Annotated in this window: 29 protein-coding genes; 20 read left to right on the forward strand and 9 right to left on the reverse strand. The window is 55.9% G+C overall.

All coding sequences use genetic code 11. The features are described 5' to 3' along the window. Positions 1-31 precede the first annotated feature (31 nt). From cvpA to hisP, 8 genes are all read left to right on the forward strand, one after another. Complete coding sequence (cvpA, locus tag FOY96_RS06090; RefSeq protein ID WP_000262116.1) at positions 32-520, forward strand: colicin V production protein; 489 nt, start codon at positions 32-34, stop codon at positions 518-520. Positions 521-553: 33 nt separating this feature from the next. After that, entirely contained in the window at positions 554-2071 is a 1518-nt protein-coding gene (gene purF, locus FOY96_RS06095) for an amidophosphoribosyltransferase (protein WP_024908947.1), read from the forward strand. Between the two features lie 89 nt (positions 2072-2160). Further along, entirely contained in the window at positions 2161-2730 is a 570-nt protein-coding gene (locus tag FOY96_RS06100) for a UbiX family flavin prenyltransferase (protein ID WP_029740194.1), read from the forward strand. Positions 2731-3021: 291 nt separating this feature from the next. Then, positions 3022-3804 (forward strand): lysine/arginine/ornithine ABC transporter substrate-binding protein ArgT, encoded by a 783-nt coding sequence (gene argT, locus FOY96_RS06105; RefSeq protein WP_023312560.1) that lies wholly within the window; start codon positions 3022-3024, stop codon positions 3802-3804. Between the two features lie 226 nt (positions 3805-4030). Further along, positions 4031-4813: a histidine ABC transporter substrate-binding protein HisJ gene (hisJ, locus tag FOY96_RS06110; protein ID WP_023336423.1), complete on the forward strand. Its 783-nt coding sequence runs from the start codon at positions 4031-4033 to the stop codon at positions 4811-4813. An 88-nt stretch (positions 4814-4901) separates the two neighbouring features. Then, positions 4902-5588 (forward strand): histidine ABC transporter permease HisQ, encoded by a 687-nt coding sequence (locus FOY96_RS06115; protein WP_023336422.1) that lies wholly within the window; start codon positions 4902-4904, stop codon positions 5586-5588. Further along, the gene (locus FOY96_RS06120) at positions 5585-6301 is read left to right on the forward strand and encodes an ABC transporter permease (protein ID WP_008502590.1); all 717 of its coding nucleotides are present in this window, start codon (positions 5585-5587) and stop codon (positions 6299-6301) included. Before FOY96_RS06115 ends, FOY96_RS06120 begins: the two co-directional genes overlap by 4 nt. 8 nt (positions 6302-6309) lie before the next feature. Next, positions 6310-7083, forward strand: coding sequence for a histidine ABC transporter ATP-binding protein HisP (hisP, locus tag FOY96_RS06125; RefSeq protein WP_023312558.1), 774 nt, complete (start codon positions 6310-6312; stop codon positions 7081-7083). Positions 7084-7119: 36 nt separating this feature from the next. Here the strand turns inward: hisP and FOY96_RS06130 are convergent, their stop codons facing one another. The 4 genes from FOY96_RS06130 to yfcG all read right to left on the reverse strand — a co-directional run bounded on the left by FOY96_RS06130 (position 7120) and on the right by yfcG (position 9654). Then, complete coding sequence (locus FOY96_RS06130) at positions 7120-7629, reverse strand: GNAT family N-acetyltransferase (RefSeq protein WP_143346659.1); 510 nt, start codon at positions 7627-7629, stop codon at positions 7120-7122. A gap of 44 nt (positions 7630-7673) precedes the next feature. After that, entirely contained in the window at positions 7674-8567 is an 894-nt protein-coding gene (locus FOY96_RS06135) for a TIGR01777 family oxidoreductase (protein ID WP_033146089.1), read from the reverse strand. 13 nt (positions 8568-8580) lie between these two features. Further along, on the reverse strand, positions 8581-8949 hold the full coding sequence (gene folX / locus FOY96_RS06140) for a dihydroneopterin triphosphate 2'-epimerase (RefSeq protein ID WP_023312555.1): 369 nt from the start codon (positions 8947-8949) through the stop codon (positions 8581-8583). Between the two features lie 75 nt (positions 8950-9024). Then, positions 9025-9654, reverse strand: coding sequence for a GSH-dependent disulfide bond oxidoreductase (gene yfcG / locus FOY96_RS06145; RefSeq protein WP_033146088.1), 630 nt, complete (start codon positions 9652-9654; stop codon positions 9025-9027). Between the two features lie 141 nt (positions 9655-9795). Here yfcG and yfcF point away from each other — a divergent pair, with 141 nt between their 5' ends. The 3 genes from yfcF to yfcD are packed head-to-tail and all read left to right on the forward strand — an operon-like array spanning position 9796 to position 11658. Beyond that, positions 9796-10440, forward strand: coding sequence for a glutathione transferase (yfcF, locus tag FOY96_RS06150; RefSeq protein WP_143346660.1), 645 nt, complete (start codon positions 9796-9798; stop codon positions 10438-10440). A gap of 56 nt (positions 10441-10496) precedes the next feature. After that, positions 10497-11048, forward strand: a complete 552-nt coding sequence (gene yfcE / locus FOY96_RS06155; RefSeq protein WP_032659187.1) for a phosphodiesterase — start codon at positions 10497-10499, stop codon at positions 11046-11048. 55 nt (positions 11049-11103) lie between these two features. Next, on the forward strand, positions 11104-11658 hold the full coding sequence (yfcD, locus tag FOY96_RS06160) for an NUDIX hydrolase YfcD (RefSeq protein ID WP_023312551.1): 555 nt from the start codon (positions 11104-11106) through the stop codon (positions 11656-11658). A 3-nt stretch (positions 11659-11661) separates the two neighbouring features. Here yfcD and FOY96_RS06165 read toward each other — a convergent pair whose 3' ends face one another. Continuing rightward, on the reverse strand, positions 11662-12681 hold the full coding sequence (locus FOY96_RS06165) for a LacI family DNA-binding transcriptional regulator (RefSeq protein ID WP_126329804.1): 1020 nt from the start codon (positions 12679-12681) through the stop codon (positions 11662-11664). Between the two features lie 234 nt (positions 12682-12915). Here FOY96_RS06165 and FOY96_RS06170 point away from each other — a divergent pair, with 234 nt between their 5' ends. From FOY96_RS06170 to FOY96_RS06190, 5 genes are all read left to right on the forward strand, one after another. Then, positions 12916-13359: a PTS sugar transporter subunit IIA gene (locus FOY96_RS06170; RefSeq protein ID WP_094934242.1), complete on the forward strand. Its 444-nt coding sequence runs from the start codon at positions 12916-12918 to the stop codon at positions 13357-13359. A gap of 80 nt (positions 13360-13439) precedes the next feature. Further along, positions 13440-13712 carry a PTS sugar transporter subunit IIB gene (locus FOY96_RS06175; RefSeq protein ID WP_094934241.1) on the forward strand — a complete coding sequence of 91 codons (273 nt, stop codon included), beginning with the start codon at positions 13440-13442 and terminating at the stop codon, positions 13710-13712. 21 nt (positions 13713-13733) lie between these two features. Next, the gene (locus FOY96_RS06180) at positions 13734-15125 is read left to right on the forward strand and encodes a PTS ascorbate transporter subunit IIC (protein WP_023312548.1); all 1392 of its coding nucleotides are present in this window, start codon (positions 13734-13736) and stop codon (positions 15123-15125) included. Next, entirely contained in the window at positions 15122-15952 is an 831-nt protein-coding gene (locus FOY96_RS06185; protein WP_094934240.1) for a transketolase, read from the forward strand. Before FOY96_RS06180 ends, FOY96_RS06185 begins: the two co-directional genes overlap by 4 nt. Next, entirely contained in the window at positions 15945-16898 is a 954-nt protein-coding gene (locus FOY96_RS06190; protein WP_033146082.1) for a transketolase family protein, read from the forward strand. Before FOY96_RS06185 ends, FOY96_RS06190 begins: the two co-directional genes overlap by 8 nt. A 74-nt stretch (positions 16899-16972) precedes the next feature. Here the strand turns inward: FOY96_RS06190 and pta are convergent, their stop codons facing one another. Both pta and ackA read right to left on the reverse strand, forming a co-directional pair. Next, positions 16973-19114, reverse strand: a complete 2142-nt coding sequence (gene pta / locus FOY96_RS06195; protein ID WP_023312545.1) for a phosphate acetyltransferase — start codon at positions 19112-19114, stop codon at positions 16973-16975. A 76-nt stretch (positions 19115-19190) separates the two neighbouring features. Next, positions 19191-20393: an acetate kinase gene (gene ackA, locus FOY96_RS06200; RefSeq protein ID WP_033146081.1), complete on the reverse strand. Its 1203-nt coding sequence runs from the start codon at positions 20391-20393 to the stop codon at positions 19191-19193. A 337-nt stretch (positions 20394-20730) separates the two neighbouring features. On the opposite strand from ackA, the gene yfbV reads away from it, so the two are divergent. The 4 genes from yfbV (at position 20731) to FOY96_RS06220 (ending at position 24352) form a co-directional block, all read left to right on the forward strand. Beyond that, on the forward strand, positions 20731-21186 hold the full coding sequence (gene yfbV / locus FOY96_RS06205) for a terminus macrodomain insulation protein YfbV (protein WP_143346661.1): 456 nt from the start codon (positions 20731-20733) through the stop codon (positions 21184-21186). A gap of 92 nt (positions 21187-21278) precedes the next feature. After that, complete coding sequence (locus FOY96_RS06210; protein ID WP_008502874.1) at positions 21279-21773, forward strand: YfbU family protein; 495 nt, start codon at positions 21279-21281, stop codon at positions 21771-21773. Positions 21774-21784: 11 nt separating this feature from the next. Beyond that, a complete protein-coding gene (locus FOY96_RS06215) occupies positions 21785-22444 on the forward strand; it encodes a sugar phosphatase (protein WP_143346662.1) in 660 nt (219 codons plus the stop codon). A gap of 75 nt (positions 22445-22519) precedes the next feature. Then, on the forward strand, positions 22520-24352 hold the full coding sequence (locus FOY96_RS06220) for an SLC13 family permease (protein WP_143346663.1): 1833 nt from the start codon (positions 22520-22522) through the stop codon (positions 24350-24352). Between the two features lie 81 nt (positions 24353-24433). Here the strand turns inward: FOY96_RS06220 and yfbR are convergent, their stop codons facing one another. After that, positions 24434-25033, reverse strand: a complete 600-nt coding sequence (gene yfbR, locus FOY96_RS06225; protein WP_023312539.1) for a 5'-deoxynucleotidase — start codon at positions 25031-25033, stop codon at positions 24434-24436. A gap of 94 nt (positions 25034-25127) precedes the next feature. Then, positions 25128-26342 (reverse strand): alanine transaminase AlaA, encoded by a 1215-nt coding sequence (gene alaA / locus FOY96_RS06230; RefSeq protein WP_008500204.1) that lies wholly within the window; start codon positions 26340-26342, stop codon positions 25128-25130. Positions 26343-26432: the final 90 nt, after the last annotated feature.

Raw genomic sequence — 26432 nt, forward strand, 5'->3', positions numbered from 1 at the left:
GGATGACAGGGCGTTAAATCGTGGGACACATATGGTCTGGATTGATTACGCCATCATTGCGGTGATTGGTTTTTCCTGTCTGGTTAGCCTGATCCGTGGCTTTGTTCGTGAAGCGTTATCGCTGGTAACCTGGGGTTGTGCTTTCTTTGTTGCCAGTCATTACTACACTTACCTGTCTGTCTGGTTCACGGGCTTTGAAGATGAACTGGTCCGAAACGGAATTGCCATCGCGGTGCTGTTTATCGCAACGCTGATTGTCGGCGCTATCGTGAATTACGTGATAGGTCAGCTGGTCGAGAAAACCGGTCTGTCAGGAACGGACAGGGTGCTCGGGATCTGTTTCGGGGCGTTACGAGGCGTGCTGATTGTGGCCGCGATCCTGTTCTTCCTGGATACCTTCACCGGGTTCTCCAAAAGCGAAGACTGGCAGAAATCGCAGCTCATTCCAGAGTTCAGCTTCATCATCAGATGGTTCTTTGACTATCTGCAAAGCTCGTCGAGTTTTTTGCCCAGGGCATAAACCCTGAGATGTGGCTTAACGAGGAAAAGACGAATGTGCGGTATTGTCGGTATCGCCGGTTTCATGCCGGTAAACCAGTCGATTTATGACGCGTTAACGGTGCTTCAGCACCGTGGGCAGGATGCTGCGGGTATCATCACCATTGATGCAAACAACTGCTTCCGTTTACGCAAGGCGAATGGCCTGGTAAACGATGTGTTTGAAGCCCGCCATATGCAGCGTCTGCAAGGTAATATGGGGATCGGTCACGTTCGTTATCCTACTGCTGGCAGTTCCAGCGCCTCTGAGGCACAGCCTTTCTACGTCAACTCACCGTATGGCATCACCCTTGCTCATAACGGCAACCTGACCAACGCGCATGAGCTGCGTAAAAAGCTGTTCGAAGAGAAACGTCGCCACATTAACACCACCTCTGATTCTGAAATTCTGCTCAATGTGTTCGCCAGCGAGCTGGATAACTTCCGTCACTACCCGCTGGAAGCAGACAACATCTTTGCTGCGATTGCCGCGACCAACCGCCAGATCCGCGGCGCGTACGCCTGCGTAGCGATGATCATTGGTCACGGCATGGTTGCCTTCCGCGATCCAAACGGCATTCGTCCCCTGGTGCTCGGCAAGCGCGACCTTGGCGATGGCCGTACCGAATATATGGTTGCCTCTGAGAGCGTGGCGCTGGATACCCTGGGCTTTGAGTTCCTGCGCGACGTTGCGCCGGGCGAAGCGGTTTATATCACCGAGAAGGGCCAGCTGTTTACCCGCCAGTGTGCCGATAACCCGGTCAGCAACCCGTGCCTGTTTGAATACGTTTACTTTGCCCGCCCGGATTCCTTCATCGACAAGATTTCCGTCTACAGCGCGCGCGTCAACATGGGCACCAAGCTGGGCGAGAAGATTGCCCGCGAGTGGGACGATCTCGACATCGATGTGGTTATTCCTATTCCGGAAACCTCCTGCGATATCGCGCTGGAGATCGCCCGCATTCTGGACAAGCCATACCGTCAGGGCTTCGTGAAGAACCGCTACGTTGGCCGCACCTTTATCATGCCGGGCCAGCACCTGCGCCGTAAGTCCGTGCGCCGCAAGCTGAACGCCAACCGCGCGGAATTCCGCGACAAGAACGTGCTGCTGGTGGATGACTCCATCGTTCGCGGCACCACCTCTGAGCAGATTATCGAGATGGCGCGCGAAGCGGGTGCGAAGAAAGTTTACCTGGCTTCTGCCGCGCCGGAGATTCGCTTCCCGAACGTGTACGGCATCGATATGCCAACCGCCAACGAGCTGATCGCTCACGGCCGTGAAGTGGATGAAATTCGCCAGATCATCGGTGCCGACGGCCTGATTTTCCAGGATCTAAACGATCTCATCGACGCGGTGCGTGCCGAGAACCCGGAAATCCAGCAGTTTGAATGTTCCGTGTTCAACGGTATTTACGTGACCAAAGACGTTGACCAGCAGTACCTCGACTATCTTGATTCTCTGCGCAACGACGATGCGAAAGCCGTTCAGATGCAGAACGATCTTGAAAGCTTAGAGATGCACAACGAAGGTTGATGCTCCGGCAGGTGAGGGCGAATGCCCTCACTTGCAACTCCCCGCAAAATCCTGCACAGTCTGCCCTGAAATCAGTAAGGGCGAAAATCATGAAACGACTCATTGTTGGGCTCAGCGGCGCCAGCGGCGCGATTTACGGCGTACGTCTGTTACAGGTTCTGCGTAACGTGGCGGAAGTCGAGACCCATCTGGTGATGAGCCAGGCGGCACGGCAGACCCTCTCTCTGGAAACCGATCTCTCCCTGCGCGATGTTCAGGCACTGGCGGACGTGGTTCACGATGCCCGTGATATCGCCGCCAGCATCTCCTCAGGCTCGTTTAAAACGGCCGGCATGGTTATCCTGCCCTGTTCGATTAAAACGCTCTCCGGCATTGTGAACAGCTATACCGACACCCTGGTGACGCGCGCGGCGGATGTGGTGCTGAAGGAGCGTCGTCCTCTGGTGCTCTGCGTGCGGGAAACGCCGCTGCATCTCGGCCATCTGCGTTTAATGACCCAGGCCGCCGAGCTTGGGGCCATCATCATGCCGCCGGTTCCGGCGTTTTATCATCGCCCGACCTCGCTGGACGACGTGATTAATCAGACCGTCAACCGCGTGCTGGATCAGTTTGACATCGACCTGCCTGAAGATCTCTTCACCCGCTGGCAAGGGGCCTGAATCTGTGCACAAACAGAGTGCATGAAAAGAGACGTTGCCCTGTTTCAGGGCAATTATGCAACGGCGATCATATCCTCGACATTTAATTCGTTTTTTCCCTTTTTCTCTTTCCGGTTCGTTCGGCAGACCTGCTATCTTTCACCATTAAGGCAATATCGCAACGTTTTATTAACATATTTAACGTCGAAGTTTTGACCAGACGGCAATGTGGCATAAGACCTGCAAGATGAAGCCTGCAACACAACACACAACACAATACATAATAAAATCACGGTACTTGAGGGTAAATGTATGAAGAAGACGGTTCTGGCTCTGTCTTTGCTCGTGGGGTTAAGTGCGGCAGCAGGTAGCTACGCAGCGCTTCCACAGACGGTTCGTATCGGTACAGACGCAACCTACGCGCCATTCTCTTCCAAGGATGCGAAAGGCGATTTCGTGGGGTTTGATATCGATCTGGGAAATGAAATGTGCAAACGCATTGCGGTGAAATGCACATGGGTGGGCAGCGACTTTGACGCGTTAATCCCGTCGCTGAAAGCCAAGAAAATCGACGCCATTATCTCTTCTCTTTCCATCACCGAAAAACGCCAGCAGGAGATTGCCTTCTCTGACAAGCTCTACGCTGCGGATTCTCGCCTGATTGCGCCGAAAGGCTCCCCGATTAAGCCAACCATCGACTCGCTGAAAGGCAAGCATGTTGGCGTGCTTCAGGGGTCGACGCAGGAAGGTTATGCCAACGCGACCTGGCGTGAGAAGGGCGTAGACGTGGTGGCTTACCAGAACCAGGATCTGATTTACTCTGACCTGGCCGCAGGCCGTCTGGATGCGGCATTCCAGGATGAAGTCGCCGCGAGCGAAGGCTTCCTGAAACAGCCTGCGGGTAAAGACTATGCGTTTGCGGGCCCGTCGGTAAAAGACAAAAAATACTTTGGTGACGGCACCGGTATTGGCCTGCGTAAGGATGATACCGAGCTGAAAGCCGCCTTCGACAAAGCCTTTGCAGAGCTGCGTAAAGACGGTACTTACGACAAACTGGCGAAGAAATACTTCGACTTCAATGTATACGGTGAATAATGCCTGACGCTAACGCACCGCAAAGGTGCGTTGCGGGAGCGGTTGACCCAATGCGGTGCATTTGTTGCACCGTATTGGATCGCTTTGTGCATACTTACGCATTTATAATGCAAAAATTCCCGCCTTAAGGGCATTAGTCTTTGCCTGAAAGAGGGGATTAATGGCACATTAGCACCACCCCGTCGTCGTAAAAATCCCGTATGAAGACAGTTTGTTGAGGACAAATATGAAAAAACTCGTGTTGTCACTATCTCTGGTGCTGGCCTTTTCCAGCGCCACCGCGGCATTCGCAGCCATTCCGCAGAAAATTCGGATTGGTACCGATCCAACCTATGCGCCGTTCGAATCGAAGAATTCAAAGGGTGAACTGGTCGGTTTTGACATCGATCTGGCCAATGAGCTGTGCAAACGCATCAAAGCACAGTGTACCTACGTTGAGAACCCGCTGGATGCGCTGATCCCGTCCCTGAAAGCGAAAAAAATCGACGTAATCATGTCCTCGCTCTCCATCACCGAAAAACGCCAGCAGGAGATTGCCTTCACCGACAAACTCTACGCGGCCGATTCTCGTCTGGTGGTGGCTAAAGCTTCTGACATTCAGCCAACGCTGGAGTCCCTGAAAGGCAAACGCGTCGGCGTGCTGCAGGGCACCACGCAGGAAACTTACGGCAACGAACACTGGGCGCCGAAGGGGATTGAAATCGTCTCCTATCAGGGCCAGGAAAATATCTACGCAGACCTGACGGCAGGCCGAATTGATGCGGCATTCCAGGATGAAGTCGCGGCAAGCGAAGGCTTCCTGAAAACGCCGGTGGGTAAAGATTACAAGTTTGGCGGCCCGTCCATTAAGGACGTGAAGTTGTTTGGTGTGGGCACCGGCATGGGCCTGCGCAAAGAAGACAATGAGCTGCGTGAGGCGCTGAACAAAGCGTTTGCTGAAATGCGCGCTGACGGCACCTACGACAAGCTGGCGAAAAAGTATTTTGATTTTAATGTTTACGGCGGCTAATCGCCCCGTCAAATAACGTGCGGCCCCTCCCGGTGCGGGAGGGGAAAAGACACGGTTCCACCACTCACGATACGACAGGGCTCGCGGTATGCTGTACGGATTTTCTGGCGTTATTTTACAGGGCGCGCTTGTCACCCTTGAGCTGGCTATCAGCTCCGTGGTGCTGGCGGTGCTGATAGGTCTGGCAGGCGCAGGGGCGAAGCTTTCGGCTAACAAACCGCTGGCGCTTATTTTTGAAGGCTACACCACGCTTATTCGCGGCGTTCCCGATCTGGTGCTGATGCTGCTGATCTTTTACGGTCTGCAGATTGCGTTGAACAGCGTAACGGACGCGATGGGCATGGGACAAATTGATATCGACCCGATGGTGGCCGGTATTATTACCCTCGGTTTTATCTACGGTGCCTACTTCACCGAAACCTTCCGCGGTGCCTACATGGCCGTTCCGAAAGGCCACATTGAGGCGGCAACCGCATTTGGTTTTACCTCTTCACAAACGTTTCGTCGGATTATGTTCCCGGCCATGATGCGCTATGCGCTGCCGGGCATCGGCAACAACTGGCAGGTTATCCTCAAAGCTACAGCGCTGGTCTCGCTGCTCGGTCTGGAAGACGTCGTGAAAGCGACTCAGCTGGCGGGCAAGAGCACCTGGGAGCCGTTCTACTTTGCGGTGGTCTGTGGCGTGATTTATCTGGTCTTTACGACCGCCTCCAATGGTGTGCTGCTTCTGCTCGAGCGTCGCTACTCCGTGGGTGTGAAGAGGGCTGACCTGTGATTGAGATTATTCAGGAATACTGGAAATCGCTGCTGTGGACGGATGGCTACCGCTTTACCGGCGTGGCGATTACGCTCTGGCTGCTGATCTCCTCCGTGGTGATGGGCGGCATTCTGGCGGTGTTTCTTGCCATTGGCCGCGTGTCGAACAATAAATTTATCCAGTTCCCGATCTGGCTGTTTACCTACGTGTTTCGCGGTACGCCGCTGTACGTGCAGCTGCTGGTGTTCTATTCGGGGATGTATACGCTTGAGATCGTAAAAGGCACTGAGATGCTGAATGCGTTCTTCCGCAGCGGTCTGAACTGTACGGTGCTGGCGTTGACGCTCAACACCTGCGCCTACACCACCGAGATTTTCGCCGGGGCAATTCGCTCTGTCCCTTACGGTGAGATTGAAGCGGCGCGCGCGTACGGCTTTTCCTCAGTGAAACTTTATCGCTGCATTATTCTGCCGTCGGCACTGCGTATCGCGTTACCGGCGTACAGTAACGAAGTGATTTTGATGCTGCACTCCACCGCGCTCGCCTTTACCGCGACGGTGCCGGATCTGCTCAAAATCGCGCGCGATATTAACTCCGCGACCTATCAGCCGTTTACCGCGTTTGGCATTGCGGCGGTGCTCTATTTAATTATCTCTTATGTTCTGATTAGCCTGTTCCGTAAGGCTGAAAAACGCTGGTTGCAGCATATAAAACCTTCTTCGACGCACTGAGAAAGATGATGGCTGAGAACAAATTAAACGTTATTGATTTGCACAAACGCTACGGCGAACATGAAGTGCTGAAAGGGGTGTCGCTGCAGGCGAATGCGGGCGACGTGATCAGTATTATCGGCTCATCCGGCTCGGGTAAAAGTACCTTCCTGCGCTGCATTAACTTCCTCGAAAAACCGAGCGAAGGCTCGATTGTGGTGAGCGGGCAGAATATTAACCTGGTCCGTGATAAAGACGGCCAGCTGAAGGTCGCGGATAAGCACCAGCTGCGACTGCTGCGTACGCGCCTGACGATGGTGTTCCAGCACTTCAACCTCTGGAGCCACATGACGGTGCTGGAGAACGTGATGGAAGCACCGATTCAGGTGCTGGGCCTGAGCAAGCAGGAAGCCCGCGAGCGCGCGGTGAAATACCTGGCGAAAGTGGGTATCGACGAGCGCCAGCAGATGAAATACCCGGTGCATCTCTCCGGCGGTCAGCAGCAGCGCGTCTCCATCGCCCGCGCGCTGGCGATGGAACCGGAGGTGCTGCTGTTCGACGAACCGACCTCCGCGCTGGACCCGGAACTCGTTGGCGAAGTGCTGCGCATCATGCAGAAGCTGGCCGAAGAGGGCAAAACGATGGTGGTGGTGACGCACGAGATGGGCTTCGCCCGTAACGTCTCGAACCACGTTATCTTCCTGCATCAGGGGAAAATTGAAGAGCAGGGCCACCCGGACGAGGTGCTGGCGAACCCGCAAAGCCCGCGCCTGCAGCAGTTCCTGAAAGGGTCGTTGAAGTAGGTTTTGCCTTTCCCCCTCTCCCTGTGGGAGAGGGCATCAAGCCGCACTGTACTCCAGCCGATACACCCAGTCGTCATAGCGCACGCCGTCAATTTCATACGCCTTTTCCAGCACCTGCGTGCGCACAAACCCGGCTTTCTCCAGCACCCGCACCGAACCGCCGTTATCTGCCAGCACGTACGCGTTAATCGCTTTCACGCTGGTCTGGTTAAACGCGTAATCACACACCGCGCGCAGCGCCTCGCTGGCAATCCCTTTTCCCTGCGCGGCAGGCACAACCGTATAGCCAATATCGGCCTCTTCACGATTCTCAGGGCTGATTTGCAGGCCGATATCGCCCAGCGGCGTATCGTCCTCCAGAGAGCGGATCACAAAGACATGCTCCGCCATCAGGCGTGCGGCAAACGTGCGTCGGGTCTCTTTTTCCGGCGCGATGGCGGCCATGTAGCGCATGATGCTGCGATCTTCACGCAGCGAACGGAAGAAGGCCCAGTCAGTGGGTTCGAAAGGAGTGAGGTGAAGCCGGGGTGTGGTGATGGTTGCCATTGTTACGCCATATCTTCGGAACATGGCCTGTCACTGTAACATATTCACCGCACCACATCCCCCAGCGCCTCTTCTAATTCATACCAGCGGAACGCAAACCCGGCCGCTTCCAGCCGTTTTGGCAGCGCCCGCTGTCCGCCTAATACCAGCACAGACGCTTCACCCATCATCAGGCGAATGACCGTGGCAGGCACGCGCAATATCGCCGGGCGGTGCAGGGCATGCCCCAGCGCGTGGGCAAACTGTTCGTTACGCACCGGATACGGCGCAACCATGTTAAACGGCCCGCGCAGATCGTTATCCAGCAGCCAGAGAATACCGTTGACCATATCGTCGATATGGATCCAGGCCAGATACTGACGGCCATTACCGATCGGCCCACCAAGTCCAAGCCGGAAAGGGGGAAGCATCTTCGCCAGAATGCCGCCCTTCGGCGCAAGCACGACGCCGGTCCGCAACAGGCAGACGCGGGTGCGATCGCTCTGCGCCGCGCAGGCGATACGCTCCCACTGGGCGCAGAGCTTATGGGTAAACTCGTTATGCGGCGGCTCTTCCTCGGTCACCACCACCTCGCCGAGATCGCCGTAATAGCCCACGGCTGAACCCGAAATCAGCACCGAAGGCGGCGTGTGGCTATTGCGGATCAGCTCGACCAGCTTTTCGGTGATGTTCCACCGGCTGCTGCATAACAGCTGTTTTTGCTCTTCCGTCCAGCGCTTATCGGCGATGGGTTCCCCCGCGAGGTTAATGACGGCGTCGAAGCCGTCCAGATTTTGCTGCTCGGCCAGATTTTTCCAGATATCGATACCCGCCCCGAGCACCTGGCGCGCTTTCTCCGGGCTGCGCGTGACCACGGTAATGTCGTGATGCAAGGCCTGCAGACGCGCAATGAGGTGACGACCAATAAGGCCCGTGCCGCCGGTCAGCAAAATCTTCATACAACCTCCAGGGTTACGCCTGGCGTCGCCAGCTTAGCGTCATGGAGACGGAATCGGCGTAGCGCAGGGCGTGAAGTTTATCGATCTCAACTTCAGCATAAGTGACCCAGTGATGTTCGCGTGCGATATCGAGCACATCCTGAGTTAATTTTTCCAGCAGAGAGAAGCGGTTATTCTCCACGTACTGAATGATGTTTTTGGTTATTGTGCGGTAGTTCAGCGCGTCGTTGATGTCTTCGCTGGCCCGCGCTTTGTCTGCGGGATAGTGAATTACCACGTTAATGACAATATCCTGACGGTTGGCGATCTCTTCCTCTTTGATGCCGATGAAGGTGCGCAAGCGTAAATTTTTTATGCGAATAATAGCGTCTGGCTGTGACATTGCAGGTCTTCTCCGTGTCAGTATTTCCTGCTCATCATACATGAGAGGCTCGCGGGCACCCAGCCTCATAGAGGGTTAAATCTGCTGGATTTTTTGCATCGCTCGCTCGGTGGCCGGGCGGGTTCGTATGCGCTCAAACCAGTTGTTCACCGCCGGGTAAGCGGCAAGGTCAATTCGGTGTTTTTCATGCGTATTCACCCACGGCCAGCAGGCGATGTCGGCAATACTGTAATGATCGCCCCCGAGCCACGGCGTTTTCTCCAGCCGACGGTTCAGAACGTCATAGAGCCGTTGAGTCTCAACCTGATAGCGTTCTATTGCATAAGGAATGGGCTGCGGGGCGTAAGCGGTAAAATGATGATTTTGCCCCAGCATGGGCCCCAGTCCGCTCGCCTGCCAGAAGAGCCATTGCAGGGTATGGTGACGCTCGCGCAGTTCGCCGCTCAGCAGTTTGCCGGTTTTCTCCGCCAGATAGAGCAAAATCTCACCGGACTCAAACAGGCTCAGCGGCCTGCCCCCGTCTGCCGGGTGGTTATCAATAATGGCCGGGATTTTATTATTCGGCGAGATAGCCAGAAAGAGAGGGCTGAACTGATCGCCTTTGCTGATATCCACGCGAATGATTCTGTAATCCAGCTCGGCTTCTTCAAGAAAAAGGGTGATCTTATGGCCGTTTGGGGTAGGGGCGTAATAAAGGTCGATCATTCTCAACTCCTGTCCATGCGAATAGTGGTGCCATGACAAATGAGTATAGGTGGTTGTTGTAAATCGTGAGTTTTCATCAAGTGACAGCGGGGCAAAGAGATTATATGTTGAGTAAAAAACCGATCAGCCGATGAGGATGTTATGAACCAGCCCGTAATCACGTTGTGGTCCGATGCGAATTTCTTTTCTCCCTATGTCATGAGCGTATACGTTGCGCTGGCCGAAAAAGGGCTCACTTTTACGCTGAAGACCGTTGATCTTGACGGCGGTGAACATCTCAAACCGCAGTGGCAGGGCTACGACCTGACCCGACGCGTGCCGGTGCTGGAGATCGACGGTTTTGCCCTGAGCGAATCGTCGGCGATCGATGAATATCTGGAAGATCGGTTCGCGCCGCCTGAGTGGGAGCGCATTTATCCTCACGATCTGCAAAAACGCGCGCGGGCGCGGCAGATCCAGGCGTGGCTGCGGAGCGATCTGGTGCCGATTCGCGTGGAACGCTCAACTGATGTCGTGTTTGCCGGGGGCAAAAAGCCAGCGCTCAGCGCTGAAGGCCGTGAAAGCGCGCAAAAACTGATTGAAACCGCCACCTCGCTCCTCGCACACGGCAACCCGAACCTGTTCGGCGAGTGGTGCATCGCCGACGCCGATCTGGCGTTGATGCTAAACCGCCTGATCCTCAACGGCGATGAGGTGCCGCAGCAGCTGGTGGATTATGCCGCGTTTCAGTGGCAGCGCGCCTCCGTGCAGCGCTATGTGGCACTCTCGGCTAAGCGCGCGGGCTGATAAGCCCTGACGCTTCAGGTATGATGGGGGCAGTCTGTTTTCCCGAGGAGTGACTGATGAAACTGATGTTTGCGTCGGATATCCATGGATCGCTGCCCGCTACCGAGCGTGTCCTTTCCCTGTTTGCACAAAGCGGCGCGCAGTGGCTGATTATTCTGGGGGATGTCCTCAACCACGGCCCGCGCAACGCGCTGCCGGAGGGCTACGCCCCGGCGCAGGTCGCGGAAAAGCTCAACCCGTACGCCTCGCGCATCATTGCCGTTCGCGGCAACTGCGACAGCGAGGTGGACCAGATGCTGCTGCATTTTCCCCTTACCGCGCCATGGCAACAGGTGCTGCTGGAACAAAGCCGCCTGTTCCTGACGCACGGGCATCTTTTTAGCCCTGATAATCTCCCGGCGCTCGCGGCTGGCGATGTCCTGGTTTACGGTCATACTCATATTCCGGTTGCTGAAAAACGCGGTGAGATTTATCACTTCAATCCGGGTTCGGTCAGCATACCGAAAGGCGGTTATCCTGCGAGCTATGGCATGCTGGATGGAAATACCCTGAGCGTTATCGCACTTAATGATCAGCAAGTTATTGCGCAGGTAGCGATTAATCCGTAAGTTACACCTCAACTGCAAACGCGCCGAAAGAGCGCTTAGAAGAGAAGGTTTCCCGATGGTGGAGCAGAGTCATTTGGCAAGTACAGAGTGGGTTGACATTGTCAGCGAAGAGAATGAAGTGATCGCGCAGGCCAGCCGCGAACAAATGCGTGCGGAGCGTCTGCGCCACCGCGCAACGTACATCGTTGTGCATGACGGGATGGGCAAAATTCTGGTTCAGCGCCGTACGGACACCAAAGATTTTCTCCCGGGTATGCTGGATGCCACCGCTGGCGGTGTTGTTCAGGCAGATGAAGTGCTGCTGGATTCCGCACGTCGCGAAGCAGAAGAAGAGTTAGGCATCGCCGGTGTGCCGTTTGCCGAGCACGGTCAGTTCTATTTCGAAGACGAAAACTGCCGCGTCTGGGGCGGGCTGTTTAGCTGCGTCTCCCACGGCCCGTTCGCTCTGCAGGAAGAAGAGGTGAGTGAAGTCAGCTGGATGACGCCGGAAGAGATCACCGCGCGCTGCGACGAGTTCACGCCGGATTCGTTAAAAGCGCTGGCGCTGTGGATGACCCGCAACGCCAAAAACGAATCGACCAAATCAGAGAAAGAGGAAGAAGCTGAGTAAGCGTCAGCAACTCTCTCTCAGACAAAGACTGGACGCGATGGGCTTTTGATCGCGCCAGTCCCCGTCATTCAGACGCTCCAGTAGCGCTTTCCCGGCTTCAACGCCAATCTTACGATGCGGCACCGCCATCGTCGTCAGCGGCGGCTGACAGACGCGGCTCACATCGCTATCGCCAAAGCCTACCACAGCCAGATCGTCCGGCACCTTGATTCGCCTGCGCTGGCACTCGTACAGCGCGCCGCAGGCCAGCTCGTCAGAGACGCATACCAGCGCATCCAGCTCCGGCCACGCCAGCAGGAATTCTGGCAGCTGTGCCGCGCCGGTCGAGAAGCTCGGCGGCATCGCCGCGTTAATCACACGGTTCGGCGACATATGGTGGCGAAGCATGGCTTTGTACCAGCCCTGCAAATGCTGCTGGAAAATCCACTGCTCCTGGTTGGCGCACAGCAGGCCAATATTTTGATAGCCGCGCTTAATCACCATTTCCGTAAGTTCATACATGGCCGCTACGTTATCAATCCCGATATTCATATCAATCGGGTCGGCGCGCATGGCACCCATTTCCATCACCGGAATAGAGGCGTTTTTCAGCCAGTGGCGAACGGTATCGGTATGTTCAACGCTGAGCAGGATAGCGGCGGCAATATTCGACGCCAGCAGCGTCTCCAGCAATTTCTCCTCCTGCTCAAGACGATGCTGGGATTCAGCCAGCATGATCTGATACCCGGCAGGCTGTAGCACCTGCTGTAGTCCGGCGAACATCTCCGAGCATCCGGCTTCGGAGAGGTTAGGCACCACCATGGCTATCGTCCATGACGACGCCGAGGCCAGCGCGCTGGCGGCAAGATTAGGCATATAACCCAGCTCCTGCACGGCAGCTTCAATTTTTTCACGTAGTTTATCGGAAACCTGTTCGGGCGTGCGGAGTGCACGGGACACGGTCATCGTGCCCACACCGGCAAGCTGTGCGACATCGGCGAGTGTCACTTTACCGGTACTGCGCCGTTTTCGGGTTAGAGACATACACCTTCCTGCTGACCAGACGCGTTCTTCATTTCCTTCGCTTCACGTGACAGGCAGTATACGCCTTAAATCCCTTTTTTTGCTGTGATTTAGCGCCGTGATCGCAATTTGATAGCGCTATCACATTTCTGCATGTTAACGGTTGGTAGCGCTATCTTTGTGATCGCGATCGCAGTCATTCAGCGATGTGTTGAATAAAGTTTGCTCATCTTTAGCGTGTAGCGGGAGTGAAAAATGCTCAAAAAATGGATATATGATACAACCATCACGCTACAGGAGAGCGTGGAAAACTGGCCGCAGGCGCTTGAGCTGTGCGCGAAGCCGCTTCTGGATTTGCAGGTGATTGAGCCTGAATACGTCACGGCCATCATCCAGCAGCACCACACGTTAGGACCCTATTATGTGCTGGCACCAGGGCTGGCGATGCCGCACGCGCGGCCGGAGGAAGGCGCCAAAGGACTGGGGTTGTCTTTATTAAAACTAAAACAGGGCGTCTCGTTTGGTGCCGGTGAGTTTGACCCTGTCGATGTGATTATTATGCTCGCGGCACCGGATAAACATAGCCATATCGAAATGATATCCGCACTCGCAGAATTATTTTCCAGCGACGAGGATATGGAGAAACTGCATCAGGCGAATACCCTGGAGGAAATTAAAACGGTTATTGACCGCTTCTGATTTAATTCTTTAATCCGATTATTCACAACATTACGCGACAGCGTGATGGGGCGTGCTCTACTCAAAATAAGGGGACAACAATGAAAATCATGGCTATTTGCGGCTCCGGCCTGGGCAGCAGTTTTATGGTCGAAATGAATATTAAAAAGGTGCTTAAAAAACTGGAGATTGAGGCTGAGGTTGAACATTCCGATCTCTCCTCGGCCACGCCGGGCGCAGCCGATCTGTTCGTGATGGCAAAAGACATTGCGGCCAGCGCCAGCGTGCCGGAAAGCCAGCTGGTGGTGATTAACAACATCATCGACATCAACGAACTTGAAGCGCAGCTGTGCGCCTGGTTCGAAAGACAATAACCCTGATAAGGCGAGGTGGATATGTTTATCCTTGAAACGCTGAATTTCGTTGTTGATATTTTAAAAGTCCCTTCGGTGCTGGTCGGCTTAATTGCGCTTATTGGTCTGGTTGCGCAGAAAAAAGCGTTTTCGGACGTGGTGAAAGGGACGATTAAAACCATTCTCGGCTTTATTGTGCTGGGCGGCGGTGCCACGGTGCTGGTGGGGTCATTAAATCCTTTGGGCGGTATGTTTGAGCACGCCTTTACGATTCAGGGCATTATTCCAAACAATGAAGCGATTGTGTCAATTGCGCTGGAAAAATACGGTGCGGCGACCGCGCTTATTATGGCCTTCGGCATGGTGGCGAATATTATCGTCGCGCGCTTTACCCGCCTGAAGTACATCTTCCTGACCGGGCACCACACGTTTTATATGGCGTGCATGATTGGCGTGATCCTGACGGTGGCAGGCTTTGAGGGCGTGGGTCTGGTCTTTACCGGCTCGCTGATCCTCGGCCTGATCATGGCCTTCTTCCCGGCGATTGCACAGCGCTACATGAAGCGCATTACCGGCAACGATGAGATTGCCTTCGGGCACTTCGGCACGCTGGGCTACGTGCTGTCCGGCTGGATTGGCAGCAAGGTTGGCAAAGGCTCCCGCTCAACCGAAGAGATGAACCTGCCGAAGAACCTGAGCTTCCTGCGCGACAGCTCGATCTCCATCTCCCTGACCATGATGATTATCTACCTGATCATGGCGGTGAGCGCCGGACGTGAGTACGTGGAGGCTACCTTCAGCGGCGGTCAGAATTACCTGGTCTACGCCATCATCATGGCGATCACCTTCGCGGCGGGCGTGTTCATCATCCTGCAGGGCGTACGCCTGATTCTGGCGGAAATCGTTCCGGCCTTTACCGGCTTCTCGGAAAAACTGGTGCCGAACGCGCGTCCTGCGCTGGACTGCCCGGTGGTGTATCCCTATGCGCCAAACGCGGTGCTGATTGGCTTCCTGTTCAGCTTCCTCGGCGGGATTGTAGGGTTGTTCATCTGCGGTCAGTTTAGCTGGGTGCTGATTCTCCCGGGCGTCGTGCCGCACTTCTTCACCGGCGCAACGGCGGGCGTGTTCGGTAACGCCACCGGCGGACGCCGCGGGGCAATGATTGGCGCCTTTGCTAACGGCCTGCTGATCACCTTCCTGCCGGTCCTGCTGCTGCCGGTGCTGGGCGCCATTGGCTTTGCCAACACCACCTTCTCGGACGCCGACTTTGGCGCGGTCGGGATTGTGCTCGGCAACTTGGCGCGCTTCCTGTCGCCGCTTGCCATCACCGGACTGGTTGTGGCGTTGTTCGCGCTGCTGGTGGCGTACAACGTCTTCGCGAAAAACAAACCTGCGGGCGGTAACGCGCAGGAAAACACCGGAGCCAAATCATGAATGAGAAAGAGATAACCGAACTCGCGCGTCAGATCCGTCTTGAGACGCTGAAATCCCTGACGCAGCTGGGCTTTGGACACTATGGCGGCAGTATGTCGGTGGTTGAAACCCTGGCCGTGCTGTACGGCGCGGTGATGAAAATCGACCCGGCGGATCCGGACTGGCCGGAGCGAGACTATTTTGTCCTGTCGAAAGGCCATGCGGGCCCGGCGCTCTACAGCACGCTGGCGATCAAGGGCTACTTCCCGGTGGAAGAGCTGATCACCCTGAACCAGAACGGCACGCGCCTGCCAAGCCACCCGGACCGTCTGAAAACGCGCGGCGTGGACGCCACCACCGGTTCGCTGGGGCAGGGGATCTCAATTGCCGGCGGTATGGCGCTCTCGCACAGGCTGGCGGGGCGACCGAACCGCGTCTTCTGCATCGTCGGTGACGGCGAGCTGAACGAGGGGCAGTGCTGGGAAGCCTTCCAGTTTATCGCTCATCATCGCCTTAACAACCTGACGGTGTTCGTGGACTGGAACAAACAGCAGCTCGACGGCGAGCTGGACGAAATTATCAGCGCGTTCGACCTGGAGGGGAAATTCCGCGCCTTTGGCTTTGACGTGGCGACGGTGAAGGGCGACGACATCCCGGGACTGCTGGCGGTGACGTCGCGGGTCCCGGCTGCCGACGCGCGTCCGTTAGTCGTCATCCTCGACAGCATCAAAGGGCAGGGGGTGCCGTACCTGGAACAGCTCAGCAACTCGCACCACCTGCGGTTGACCGCGGAGAGCAAAGCGGCCCTCAACGAGACGATTCGCCAACTGGAGGCTTCACATGATTAAGGTTGCACCGGCAGGAGAGAAAGACGCCGTTGAGATGCGTAAGGTCTACGCGGGCTTTGTGGCAAAGCAGATTGAGGCGGGAAGCGAGATTATCGCCCTGGAAGCGGATCTGATGAGCTCGATGGCGATGGACGGCGTGGCGCGCGATTATCCGCAGCACGTGATTAACTGCGGCATTATGGAGGCCAACGTCATTGGCACTGCGGCGGGGCTGTCGCTTACCGGGCGTATACCGTTCGTTCATACCTTCACCGCGTTTGCCAGCCGTCGCTGCTTCGACCAGCTGTTTATGTCCCTGGACTATCAGCGCAACAACGTGAAGGTAATTGCCTCGGATGCGGGCGTGACGGCCTGCCATAACGGCGGGACGCATATGTCGTTTGAGGATATGGGCATCGTACGCGGTCTGGCGCATTCGGTGGTGCTGGAGGTGACCGACGCGGTGATGTTTGAGGACGTGCTGCGCCAGCTTATCGACCTCGAAGGCTTCTACTGGGTACGCACCATCCGTAAGCAGGCGCCGAGCGTATATGCCCCGGGCTCAACCTTCACTATTGGCAAAGGCAACGTGCTGCGCGAAGGAACCGATATAACCCTGATTGCCAACGGCATCATGGTGGCGGAAGCGCTGGAAGCGGCGCGCCAGCTTGAGCAGGAGGGGGTCAGCGCGGCGGTCATCGACATGTTTACCCTGAAGCCCATCGACCGGATGCTGGTGAAAAACTACGCCGAGAAAACCGGTCGCATCGTCACCTGTGAAAACCACAGCATTCACAACGGGCTGGGATCGGCGGTGGCGGAAGTCCTGGTGGAAACCTGCCCGGTACCGATGCGGCGGGTGGGCGTCAAGGAGCGTTACGGCCAGGTGGGGACGCAGGATTTCCTGCAGAAGGAGTATGGCCTGACGGCACATGACATTGTATCGGCGGCGCGAGAGCTGCTGTAAATAAAAAAGGCGACCCGTTAAGTGGTCGCCTTTTTGTTGCCCGGTAAGCGCTGGCGCCACCGGGCTTTTTAACATTACTGCTGCTGCGAAGACTGGATCGCGGTCAGAGCGATGGTGTAGACGATATCGTCAACCAGCGCGCCACGAGACAGGTCGTTCACAGGTTTGCGCATGCCCTGCAGCATTGGCCCGATGGAGATCAGGTCTGCTGAACGCTGCACCGCTTTATAGGTGGTGTTACCGGTGTTCAGATCCGGGAAGATGAACACGGTAGCGCGACCTGCAACCGGCGAGTTTGGCGCTTTGGATTTCGCAACGTCGGCCATTACGGCGGCGTCGTACTGCAGCGGACCGTCGATCATCAGGTCAGGACGTTTTTCCTGCGCCAGACGGGTCGCTTCACGCACTTTCTCTACGTCGCTACCTGCACCAGAAGTACCGGTGGAGTAGGAGAGCATCGCTACGCGCGGTTCGATACCGAAGGCAATCGCGGAGTCCGCGGACTGGATAGCGATTTCTGCCAACTGCTCTGCGGTTGGATCCGGGTTGATCGCGCAGTCGCCGTAAACGTAAACCTGTTCAGGCAGCAGCATGAAGAACACGGAAGAAACCAGAGAGCTGCCTGGCGCGGTTTTGATCAGCTGCAGCGGTGGACGGATGGTGTTCGCCGTGGTGTGAACCGCACCGGAAACCAGACCGTCAACTTCGTCCTGCTCAAGCATCAGCGTGCCCAGCACCACGTTGTCTTCCAGCTGTTCGCGCGCAACGGCTTCGGTCATGCCCTTGCTCTTACGCAGCTCAACCAGACGGGCAACGTAGCTTTCGCGAACCACTTCAGGGTCAACGATTTCGATGCCAGCGCCCAGCTCAACGCCCTGAGACGCCGCAACGCGGGTGATCTCATCCGGGTTACCCAGCAGCACGCAGGTCGCGATGCCGCGCTCTGCACAGATAGCAGCCGCTTTAACGGTACGTGGTTCGTCGCCTTCTGGCAGAACAACGCGTTTGCCCGCTTTACGCGCCAGCTCGGTCAGCTGGTAACGGAATGCTGGAGGAGACAGGCGGCGGCTGCGCTCGGAGGTCGCAGTCAGGGATTCGATCCAGTCTGCGTTGATGTAGCCCGCTACGTATTCCTGAACTTTCTCAATACGCTCGTGGTCATCAACCGGCACTTCCAGGTTGAAGCTCTGCAGGCTCAGGGAGGTCTGCCAGGTGTTGGTGTTCACCATGAAGACCGGCAGGCCGGTAGCGAACGCGCGTTCGCACAGCTTGCTGACGCGTGGGTCCATCTCGTAGGCACCGGTCAGCAGGATCGCACCGATTTCCACGCCGTTCATCGCGGCCAGGCAGGCGGCAACCAGCACGTCAGGACGGTCTGCGGAGGTCACCAGCAGGGAACCTGCGCGGAAGTGTTCAAGCATGTGCGGAATGCTGCGCGCACAGAAGGTCACGGACTTCACGCGGCGGGTGTTGATGTCGCCTTCGTTAACGATGGTAGCGTTCAGGTGACGCGCCATATCGATTGCACGGGTGGCAATCAGATCGAAGCTCCATGGCACCGCGCCCAGAACCGGAAGCGGGCTGGATTCCTGCAGCTTAGCCGGGTCAACTTTGATGACTTTCGCTTTAGAAGAGTCGTCGAAGATCTCGGACAGGTCAGGGCGAGTACGGCCCTGCTCATCCACCGGTGCGTTCAGCTTGTTCACGATCACGCCGGTGATGTTGGTGTTTTTCGCGCCGCCGAAGCTGCTGCGCGTCAGTTCGATACGCTCGTTCAGCTGCTCTGGGGTGTCGGTGCCCTGAGACATCACGAAAACGATCTCTGCGTTCAGGGTTTTCGCGATTTCAAAGTTCAGAGACTGGGCAAACTGGTGTTTGCGCGTCGGGACCAGACCTTCAACCAGCACCACTTCCGCGTCTTGCGCGTTAGCATGGTAGTTGGCGATGATCTCTTCCATCAGCACGTCTTTCTGGTTGCTGGACAGCAGAGATTCAACGTGGCTCATCTTCAGCGGTTCAGCCGCTGGCAGATTGGAGTTCTTGCGAACGATGGTGGTGGTCTGGTCTGGCGCATCGCCACCGGCACGTGGCTGGGCGATTGGCTTAAAGACGCTCAGACGAACGCCTTTGCGTTCCATAGCACGGATAACGCCAAGGCTGACGCTGGTCAGGCCGACGCTGGTTCCGGTAGGGATCAGCATAATAGTACGGGACACGGTTTATCCTCTTTCGTTACCGCCGCAATTGGGCGGGTTACAAAACAGCACCGCCAGCATTGCTGGCGGTGTGGAATCAGGCAGTCAGGCGGTGCGCGTCTTGCGCAATGACCAGTTCTTCGTTAGTTGGGATAACGAGAGCAGGGCGGGTGCCTTCTTTGTTGATGAAGCCAGACTTGCCGAAGCGGGCAGCCAGGTTACGCTCGTGATCAACGTCGAAGCCCAGAACGCCCAGTTTGCCCAGGGACAGTTCACGAACCATTGCCGCGTTCTCACCGATACCACCGGTGAAGATAACCGCGTCCAGACGACCGTCCATCAGCGCAGTGTAAGAGCCGATGTACTTCGCCAGACGGTGGCAGTAAACGTCCATTGCACGTTTAGCGTCTTCTTTCTCTGCGTAGTTGTCTTCAACGTAACGGCAGTCGCTGGTGACTTCGGTCAGACCCAGCAGGCCGGACTCTTTGGTCAGCATTTTGTTGATCTGGTCAACGCTCATGCCCAGGGTGTCGTGCAGGTGGAAGATGATCGCCGGGTCGATGTCACCGGAACGGGTACCCATCACCAGACCTTCCAGCGGGGTCAGACCCATGGAAGTATCAACACATTTACCGTTGCGGATAGCAGAAACAGAACCACCGTTGCCCAGGTGGCAGGTGATGATGTTCAGTTCTTCAACCGGCTTGTTCAGAACTTTTGCGGCTTCCTGAGTTACATAGAAGTGGCTGGTGCCGTGCGCGCCGTAGCGACGTACGCCGTGTTCTTTGTACAGGCTGTATGGCAGGGCATAGAGGTAAGACTCTTCCGGCATGGTCTGATGGAACGCGGTGTCGAATACGGCCACGTTTTTGTCTTTCAGATTCGGGAAGGATTTCAGCGCTTCAGCGATACCGATCAGGTGAGCCGGGTTGTGCAGCGGTGCGAAGGACGCAGAGTCCTTGATGCCCTGGATCACAGATTCGTCGATCACGACGGAGCTGGTGTATTTTTCGCCGCCGTGGACGATACGGTGACCAATCGCAGTCAGCTGAGCAGACAGTTCTGGTTTTTGTGCCAGAATAGTGTTAACGATAAAGTTCAGCGCTTCACTGTGAGCGGCGCCTGCACCTAAAGCCGCTTCTTGTTTGCTGCCGTCCATCTTCCACTTGATACGTGCTTCAGGCAGATGGAAACATTCGGCCAAACCAGAGAGGTATTCGTCACCGTTGAGCGCATCGATGATGGCGAATTTCAGTGAGGAGCTACCGCAGTTCAGAACCAGTACTAACTTACTCGACATGGAAGTACCTATTATTGATACGTGGCTAAAAAAACGTCAGTGAGTCTAACAGCGTAACGCATGAGGACTCAGACATTTATGATTAACATCATGCCAAACGAACATTGTGGCATGATGGAAGAAATAACTATGATTTTATGCCATTTTGCACAATTTTCAGCCAATGGCATAATGTGCAATAATTTGACGAGTTAATGATTCTCGTCTATGGCCCTATCAGGCTGGCACAGGATACCCGATACGGGGTAGTGATGACAAAATATTTTGAACGTTGTCATAGCTTGTTGTGGTTTTGCACGAAAATTTTAATTTTTATATGTGAAGTTGAGGTACAGCCATGTCGACACCAGAGAACCCGTCCGTAAATTTCTTTAGTCTGTTTCGTCGGGGACAGCATTACGCAAAGACGTGGCCGATGGAAAAGCGCCTTGCGCCGATGTTCATTGAGAATCGCACCATTCGCGCCACGCGCTATGCGATTCGCTTTATGCCGCCTGTCGCTGTCTTTACGCTGTGCTGGCAGATTGCGTTGGGCGGGCAGCTTGGTCCTTCAGTCGCGACGGCGCTCTTCGCGTTAAGCCTGCCAATGCAGGGCCTGTGGTGGTTAGGTAAACGGTCCATCACTCCGCTTCCCCCTTCTATTTTACACTGGTTTTATGAAGTGCGCGGAAAACTGGAGGAGGCCGGACAGGCGCTCGCCCCGGTCGAAGGCAAGCCGGACTACCAGGCGCTGGCGGACACGTTAAAGCGCGCTTTTAAGCAACTGGATAAAACATTCCTCGATGATTTGTGATTGATCATCGAAACGACGACGAAAAGAAGGCACAGTAACAATCAGTTACCGTGTCTTTTTTTTAAAGTGCAATGCGCTACAGGAGTCGAAAGATGGAAATGACCCATGCTCAACGTCTGATTTTGTCCAACCAGTACAAGATGATGACTATGCTTGATCCCGATAACGCTGCGCGCTACAGCCGCCTGCAAACCATCGTTGAACGCGGTTTTGGTTTGCAAATGCGCGAACTGGACCGCGAGTTTGGCGAGCTGAAAGAAGAAACCTGTCGCATCGTGATCGACATTATGGAGATGTATCACGCCCTGCACGTGTCCTGGACGAATCTCAAAGATCAGCAGTCCATTGACGAGCGCCGCGTGACCTTCTTAGGCTTTGATGCCGCAACGGAAGCGCGTTATCTGAGCTATGTTCGCTTTATGGTGAATACAGAAGGGCGCTATACCCACTTTGACGCGGGCACCCACGGCTTCAACGCGCAGACCCCAATGTGGGATAAATATCAGCGAATGCTAAGCGCGTGGCACGCCTGCCCGCGCCAGTACCATTTAAGCAGCAACGAAATTCAACAAATCATTAATGCCTGACGGAGGTGCGTGTGCAGTGTAGAGGTTTTCTGTTTGATCTGGACGGTACGCTGGTGGATTCGCTGCCGGTTGTGGAGCGTTCCTGGTGCCATTGGGCTGACAGACATGGCATCGACCATCAGGACGTGCTGAATTTTATCCATGGCAAACAGGCCATCACCTCGCTACGGCACTTCCTGGCCGGACGCTCTGAGGACGAAATTCAGGCGGAGTTCAAATACCTGGAACATATTGAAGCCACGGATACGGACGGCATCACCGCCTTACCGGGCGCGCGCGAGCTGCTTGAGCATCTGAACGAGGCGCAGATCCCATGGGCTATCGTTACCTCAGGCTCCATTCCCGTCGCCCACGCCCGTCACAAGGCGGCAGGTCTGCCGACGCCAGAAGTGTTTATCACGGCGGAGCGCGTAAAGCGCGGTAAACCGGAGCCCGACGCGTTTTTACTGGGCGCTGAACTGCTGGGCCTCGAGCCTGAAGAGTGCGTGGTGGTGGAAGACGCGGCCGCTGGCGTACTGGCCGGGCTGAACGCCGGAAGCCACGTTATCGCGGTGAATGTTCCGGCGAGATCTCCCCGCCTGGAGGAGGCAGACTTTGTGCTGGATTCGCTGACGGCGCTGGCTGTTTCGAAAGCCTCTGACGGGGTTGTAACCGTCTCGCTAAAAATGTAATCACATGATATAGCCCCACATTGCTGGGGCTTTTTTATGGCAAAATTCCTCATCTCCCACTGACAAGGACATGTTGTGAACGGTGAACTGATTTGGGTCCTGAGCCTGCTTTTAATCGCCATCCTTCTTTTTGCAACGGGCAAGGTACGCATGGACGCCGTCGCCTTGTTTGTCATCGTCGCGTTTGTGCTGAGCGGTACGCTCACGCTGCCGGAAGCCTTCTCCGGGTTTAGCGATCCTAACGTTATCCTGATTGCCGCCCTGTTTATTATTGGTGATGGGCTGGTGCGTACCGGCGTGGCGACCATTATGGGGTCGTGGCTGGTGAAGGTGGCGGGCAGCAGCGAAACCAAAATGCTGATCTACCTGATGGTGACCGTCGCCGGGCTGGGAGCGTTTATGAGCTCAACGGGCGTGGTCGCCATCTTTATCCCGGTGGTGCTGAGCGTCTCCATGCGGATGCAGATCTCGCCGTCGCGCCTGATGATGCCCCTGAGTTTTGCCGGTTTGATTAGCGGCATGATGACGCTGGTGGCAACGCCGCCGAACCTGGTCGTCAACAGCGAGCTGATCCGGGAAGGATTCCAGGGCTTCAGTTTTTTCAGCGTCACCCCGCTTGGGCTGGTCATTCTGGTGATGGGCGTGGTCTACATGCTGCTGACCCGGTTTGCCCTGAAAGGTGAAAAACAGGACAAAAATAAAGAAGGGTGGAAGCGACGCACCTTCCGCGATCTGATTAAAGAGTACCGTCTCACCGGGCGCGCGCGCCGTCTGGCTATTCGCCCCGGCTCGCCGATGGTGGGACAGCGTCTTGACGACCTGAAGCTGCGTGAGCGCTATGGCGCGAACGTGATTGGCGTAGAGCGCTGGCGTCGTTTTCGTCGGGTGATCGTCAACGTCAACGGGGTGTCGGAGTTCCGCGCGCGGGACGTCCTGCTGATTGATATGTCCACCGCGGACGTGGATCTGCGCGAGTTTTGCAGCGAACAGCTGCTGGAACCGATGGTGCTGCGCGGGGATTATTTCTCCGATCAGGCGCTGGATGTCGGCATGGCCGAAGTATCGCTGATCCCGGAATCGGAACTGCTGGGTAAAACCGTGCGGGAAATGGGGTTCCGAACCCGTTATGGCCTGAATGTCGTGGGGCTGAAGCGCGATGGCGTGGCGATGGAAGGGGCGGTGGTGGATGAGCCGATCCTGCTGGGCGATATCTTCCTTGTTGTTGGTAACTGGAAGCTAATTAGCCAGCTTGGGCAAAAAGGGCGCGATTTTGTGGTACTCAACATGCCTGTCGAGGAGAACGACGCGTCGCCTGCGCACAGCCAGGCGCCCCACGCGATTTTTTGTCTGGTGCTGATGGTGGCGCTGATGCTGACCGATGAAATTCCCAATCCGGTCGCGGCAATCATCGCCTGCCTGCTGATGGGCAAATTCCGCTGCATTGACGCCGAAAGCGCCTATAAAGCCATTCACTGGCCGAGCATTATCCTCATTGTCGGGATGATGCCTTTTGCCCTGGCGCTGCAAAAAACCGGCGGGGTGGATCTGATTGTTAAAGGCTTAATGGACGTTGGCGGCGGGTATGGGCCGTACATGATGATGGTCTGTCTGTTTATCATGTGCGCCACCATCGGTCTGTTTATCTCCAATACCGCGACGGCGGTACTGATGGCGCCGATTGCGCTGGCGATGGCCAAATCCATGGGCGTGTCGCCGTATCCCTTTGCGATGATGGTCGCAATGGCGGCCTCCGCGGCATTTATGACGCCAGTCTCTTCACCGGTGAATACGCTGGTGCTGGGGCCCGGGCATTATAAGTTCAGTGATTTCGTGAAGCTGGGCGTGCCGTTCACCGTGCTGGTGATGGTGGTGTGCGTGGTGTTGATACCGGTCCTGTTCCCGTTCTGATAATTTTGCCGGGTGGCGGCTGCGCCTTACCCGGCCTGTAACCCGCAGGCCCCGCAAACGCAGCGCCGCTGGGCAAACAGATTACAACGGTGAATCCTGGCTAATCTCATCCAGCGACAGATGGAAGCTTGGCACAAACACCTGCATAAAATAGTCCATCTCTTCGCTGCGGCGGGATTCCAGCGTTTTTTCCAGACGCGTTTTCGCCAGTAAAAATTCGTTATTCCCCGCGGACAGCTCTTCCAGACACTTCAGGTAGGCGCAGAGCGCGTCGGCCTGCTTGACCAGAGACTTTTCATCTTCCGTGTACTGATGCTCATCGATGAGCGGCTCAAAAATGTCGCGCAACTCATCCGGCACCATGTCAATCAGCTTCTGCTGGGCAATTTTCTCGATGGCCTTATATTCCTGCGCAATTTGCGAGTTGAAATATTTCACCGGCGTGGGCAGATCGCCGGTCAGCACTTCTGACGCATCGTGGTACATCGCCAGCAGGGCGATGCGCTCTGGATTGACCTGACCGTTGAATTTGCGGTTTTTAATGGCGGCCAGCGCGTGAGCGACCATCGCAACCTGCAGACTGTGCTCTGAGACATTTTCCGTGCGGACATTACGCATCAGCGGCCAGCGGTTGATGAGTTTCAGGCGGGAGAGGTGGGCGAAGAAATGACTCTGACTCATAGGTTACCTTTTGTCTTCACTGCGACAGGCGTTCATTGTGCGGGGAAGGGAGGGAAGATGCAAATCAGGCTACCGAAGTAGCCTGATTTTAAGATTACTGATGGTATCCGGAGAGGAAGCGCCCGAAGCGGCTGATGGCCATTTCGAGATCATCTTCGCGCGGCAGCGTCACGATACGCACGTGATCCGGCCACGGCCAGTTAAACGCCGTCCCCTGAACCAGCAGCACTTTTTCCTGAAGCAGGAAATCCAGCACCATTTTCTGGTCGTCATGAATATTGAAGCGCTTCGCGTCAATTTTCGGGAACATATACAGCGCCCCATTCGGCTTCACGCAGGAAACGCCAGGGATATCGTTGATCAGCTCCCACGCGCGGTTGCGCTGTTCATACAGGCGACCACCGGGAACGATGAACTCGCTAATGCTCTGATAGCCGCCGAGCGCCGTCTGGATCGCGTGCTGCGCCGGAACGTTGGCACATAAACGCATCGAGGCCAGCATCTCCAGCCCTTCGATATAGCCTTTGGCGTGCTTTTTCGGGCCGTTCAGTACCATCCAGCCCTGACGGAAACCGGCCACGCGGTAGGTTTTAGACAGGCCGTTAAAGGTGACGGTCAGCAGATCCGGGGCCAGCGCGGCGATTGAGTGATGCTGTGCCGCGTCGTACAGGATCTTGTCGTAGATTTCGTCGGCAAAGATGATCAGGTTGTGCTGGCGGGCGAGCTCGACGATCTCCATCAGCAGCTCTTTTGAGTACACCGCGCCCGTTGGGTTGTTCGGGTTAATGATCACGATGCCGCGCGTGCGGGGCGTGATTTTTGCGCGAATATCATCGAGGTCCGGGAACCAGTCGGAGGACTCGTCGCACAGATAGTGCACGGCTTTCCCGCTCGACAGTGATACGGCAGCCGTCCACAGCGGATAGTCCGGCGCGGGAACCAGCATTTCGTCCCCGCTGTTCAGCAGCGCCTGCATCGCCTGCACGATCAGTTCGGAAACGCCATTGCCGATATAGATATCTTCAACGGTAACATCACGCATACCGCGTGCCTGGTAGTGCTGCATGATGGCTTTACGTGCGGAGTAAAGTCCTTTTGAATCGCAATAGCCTTGTGCAGTAGGAAGGTTGCGGATCACATCAACCAGAATTTCATCCGGCGCTTCAAAACCAAATGGCGCAGGGTTACCAATGTTGAGTTTCAGAACCTTGTTGCCTTCCTCTTCAAGGCGTTTTGCCTCTTTCAGAACCGGGCCGCGGATGTCATAACAGACGTTATCTAGCTTGCTGGATTTTTCGATAGGGGACATGAACCTTTAACCTTTTCGCTATTATTGCCGCTCCCTGCCGTGGAAGTCAGCACGGAATAATGTACTCCCCCCTCGCTTCGTTTTGAAGGG

Source organism: Enterobacter asburiae (assembly GCF_007035645.1).
Classification (GTDB): domain Bacteria; phylum Pseudomonadota; class Gammaproteobacteria; order Enterobacterales; family Enterobacteriaceae; genus Enterobacter; species Enterobacter asburiae_B.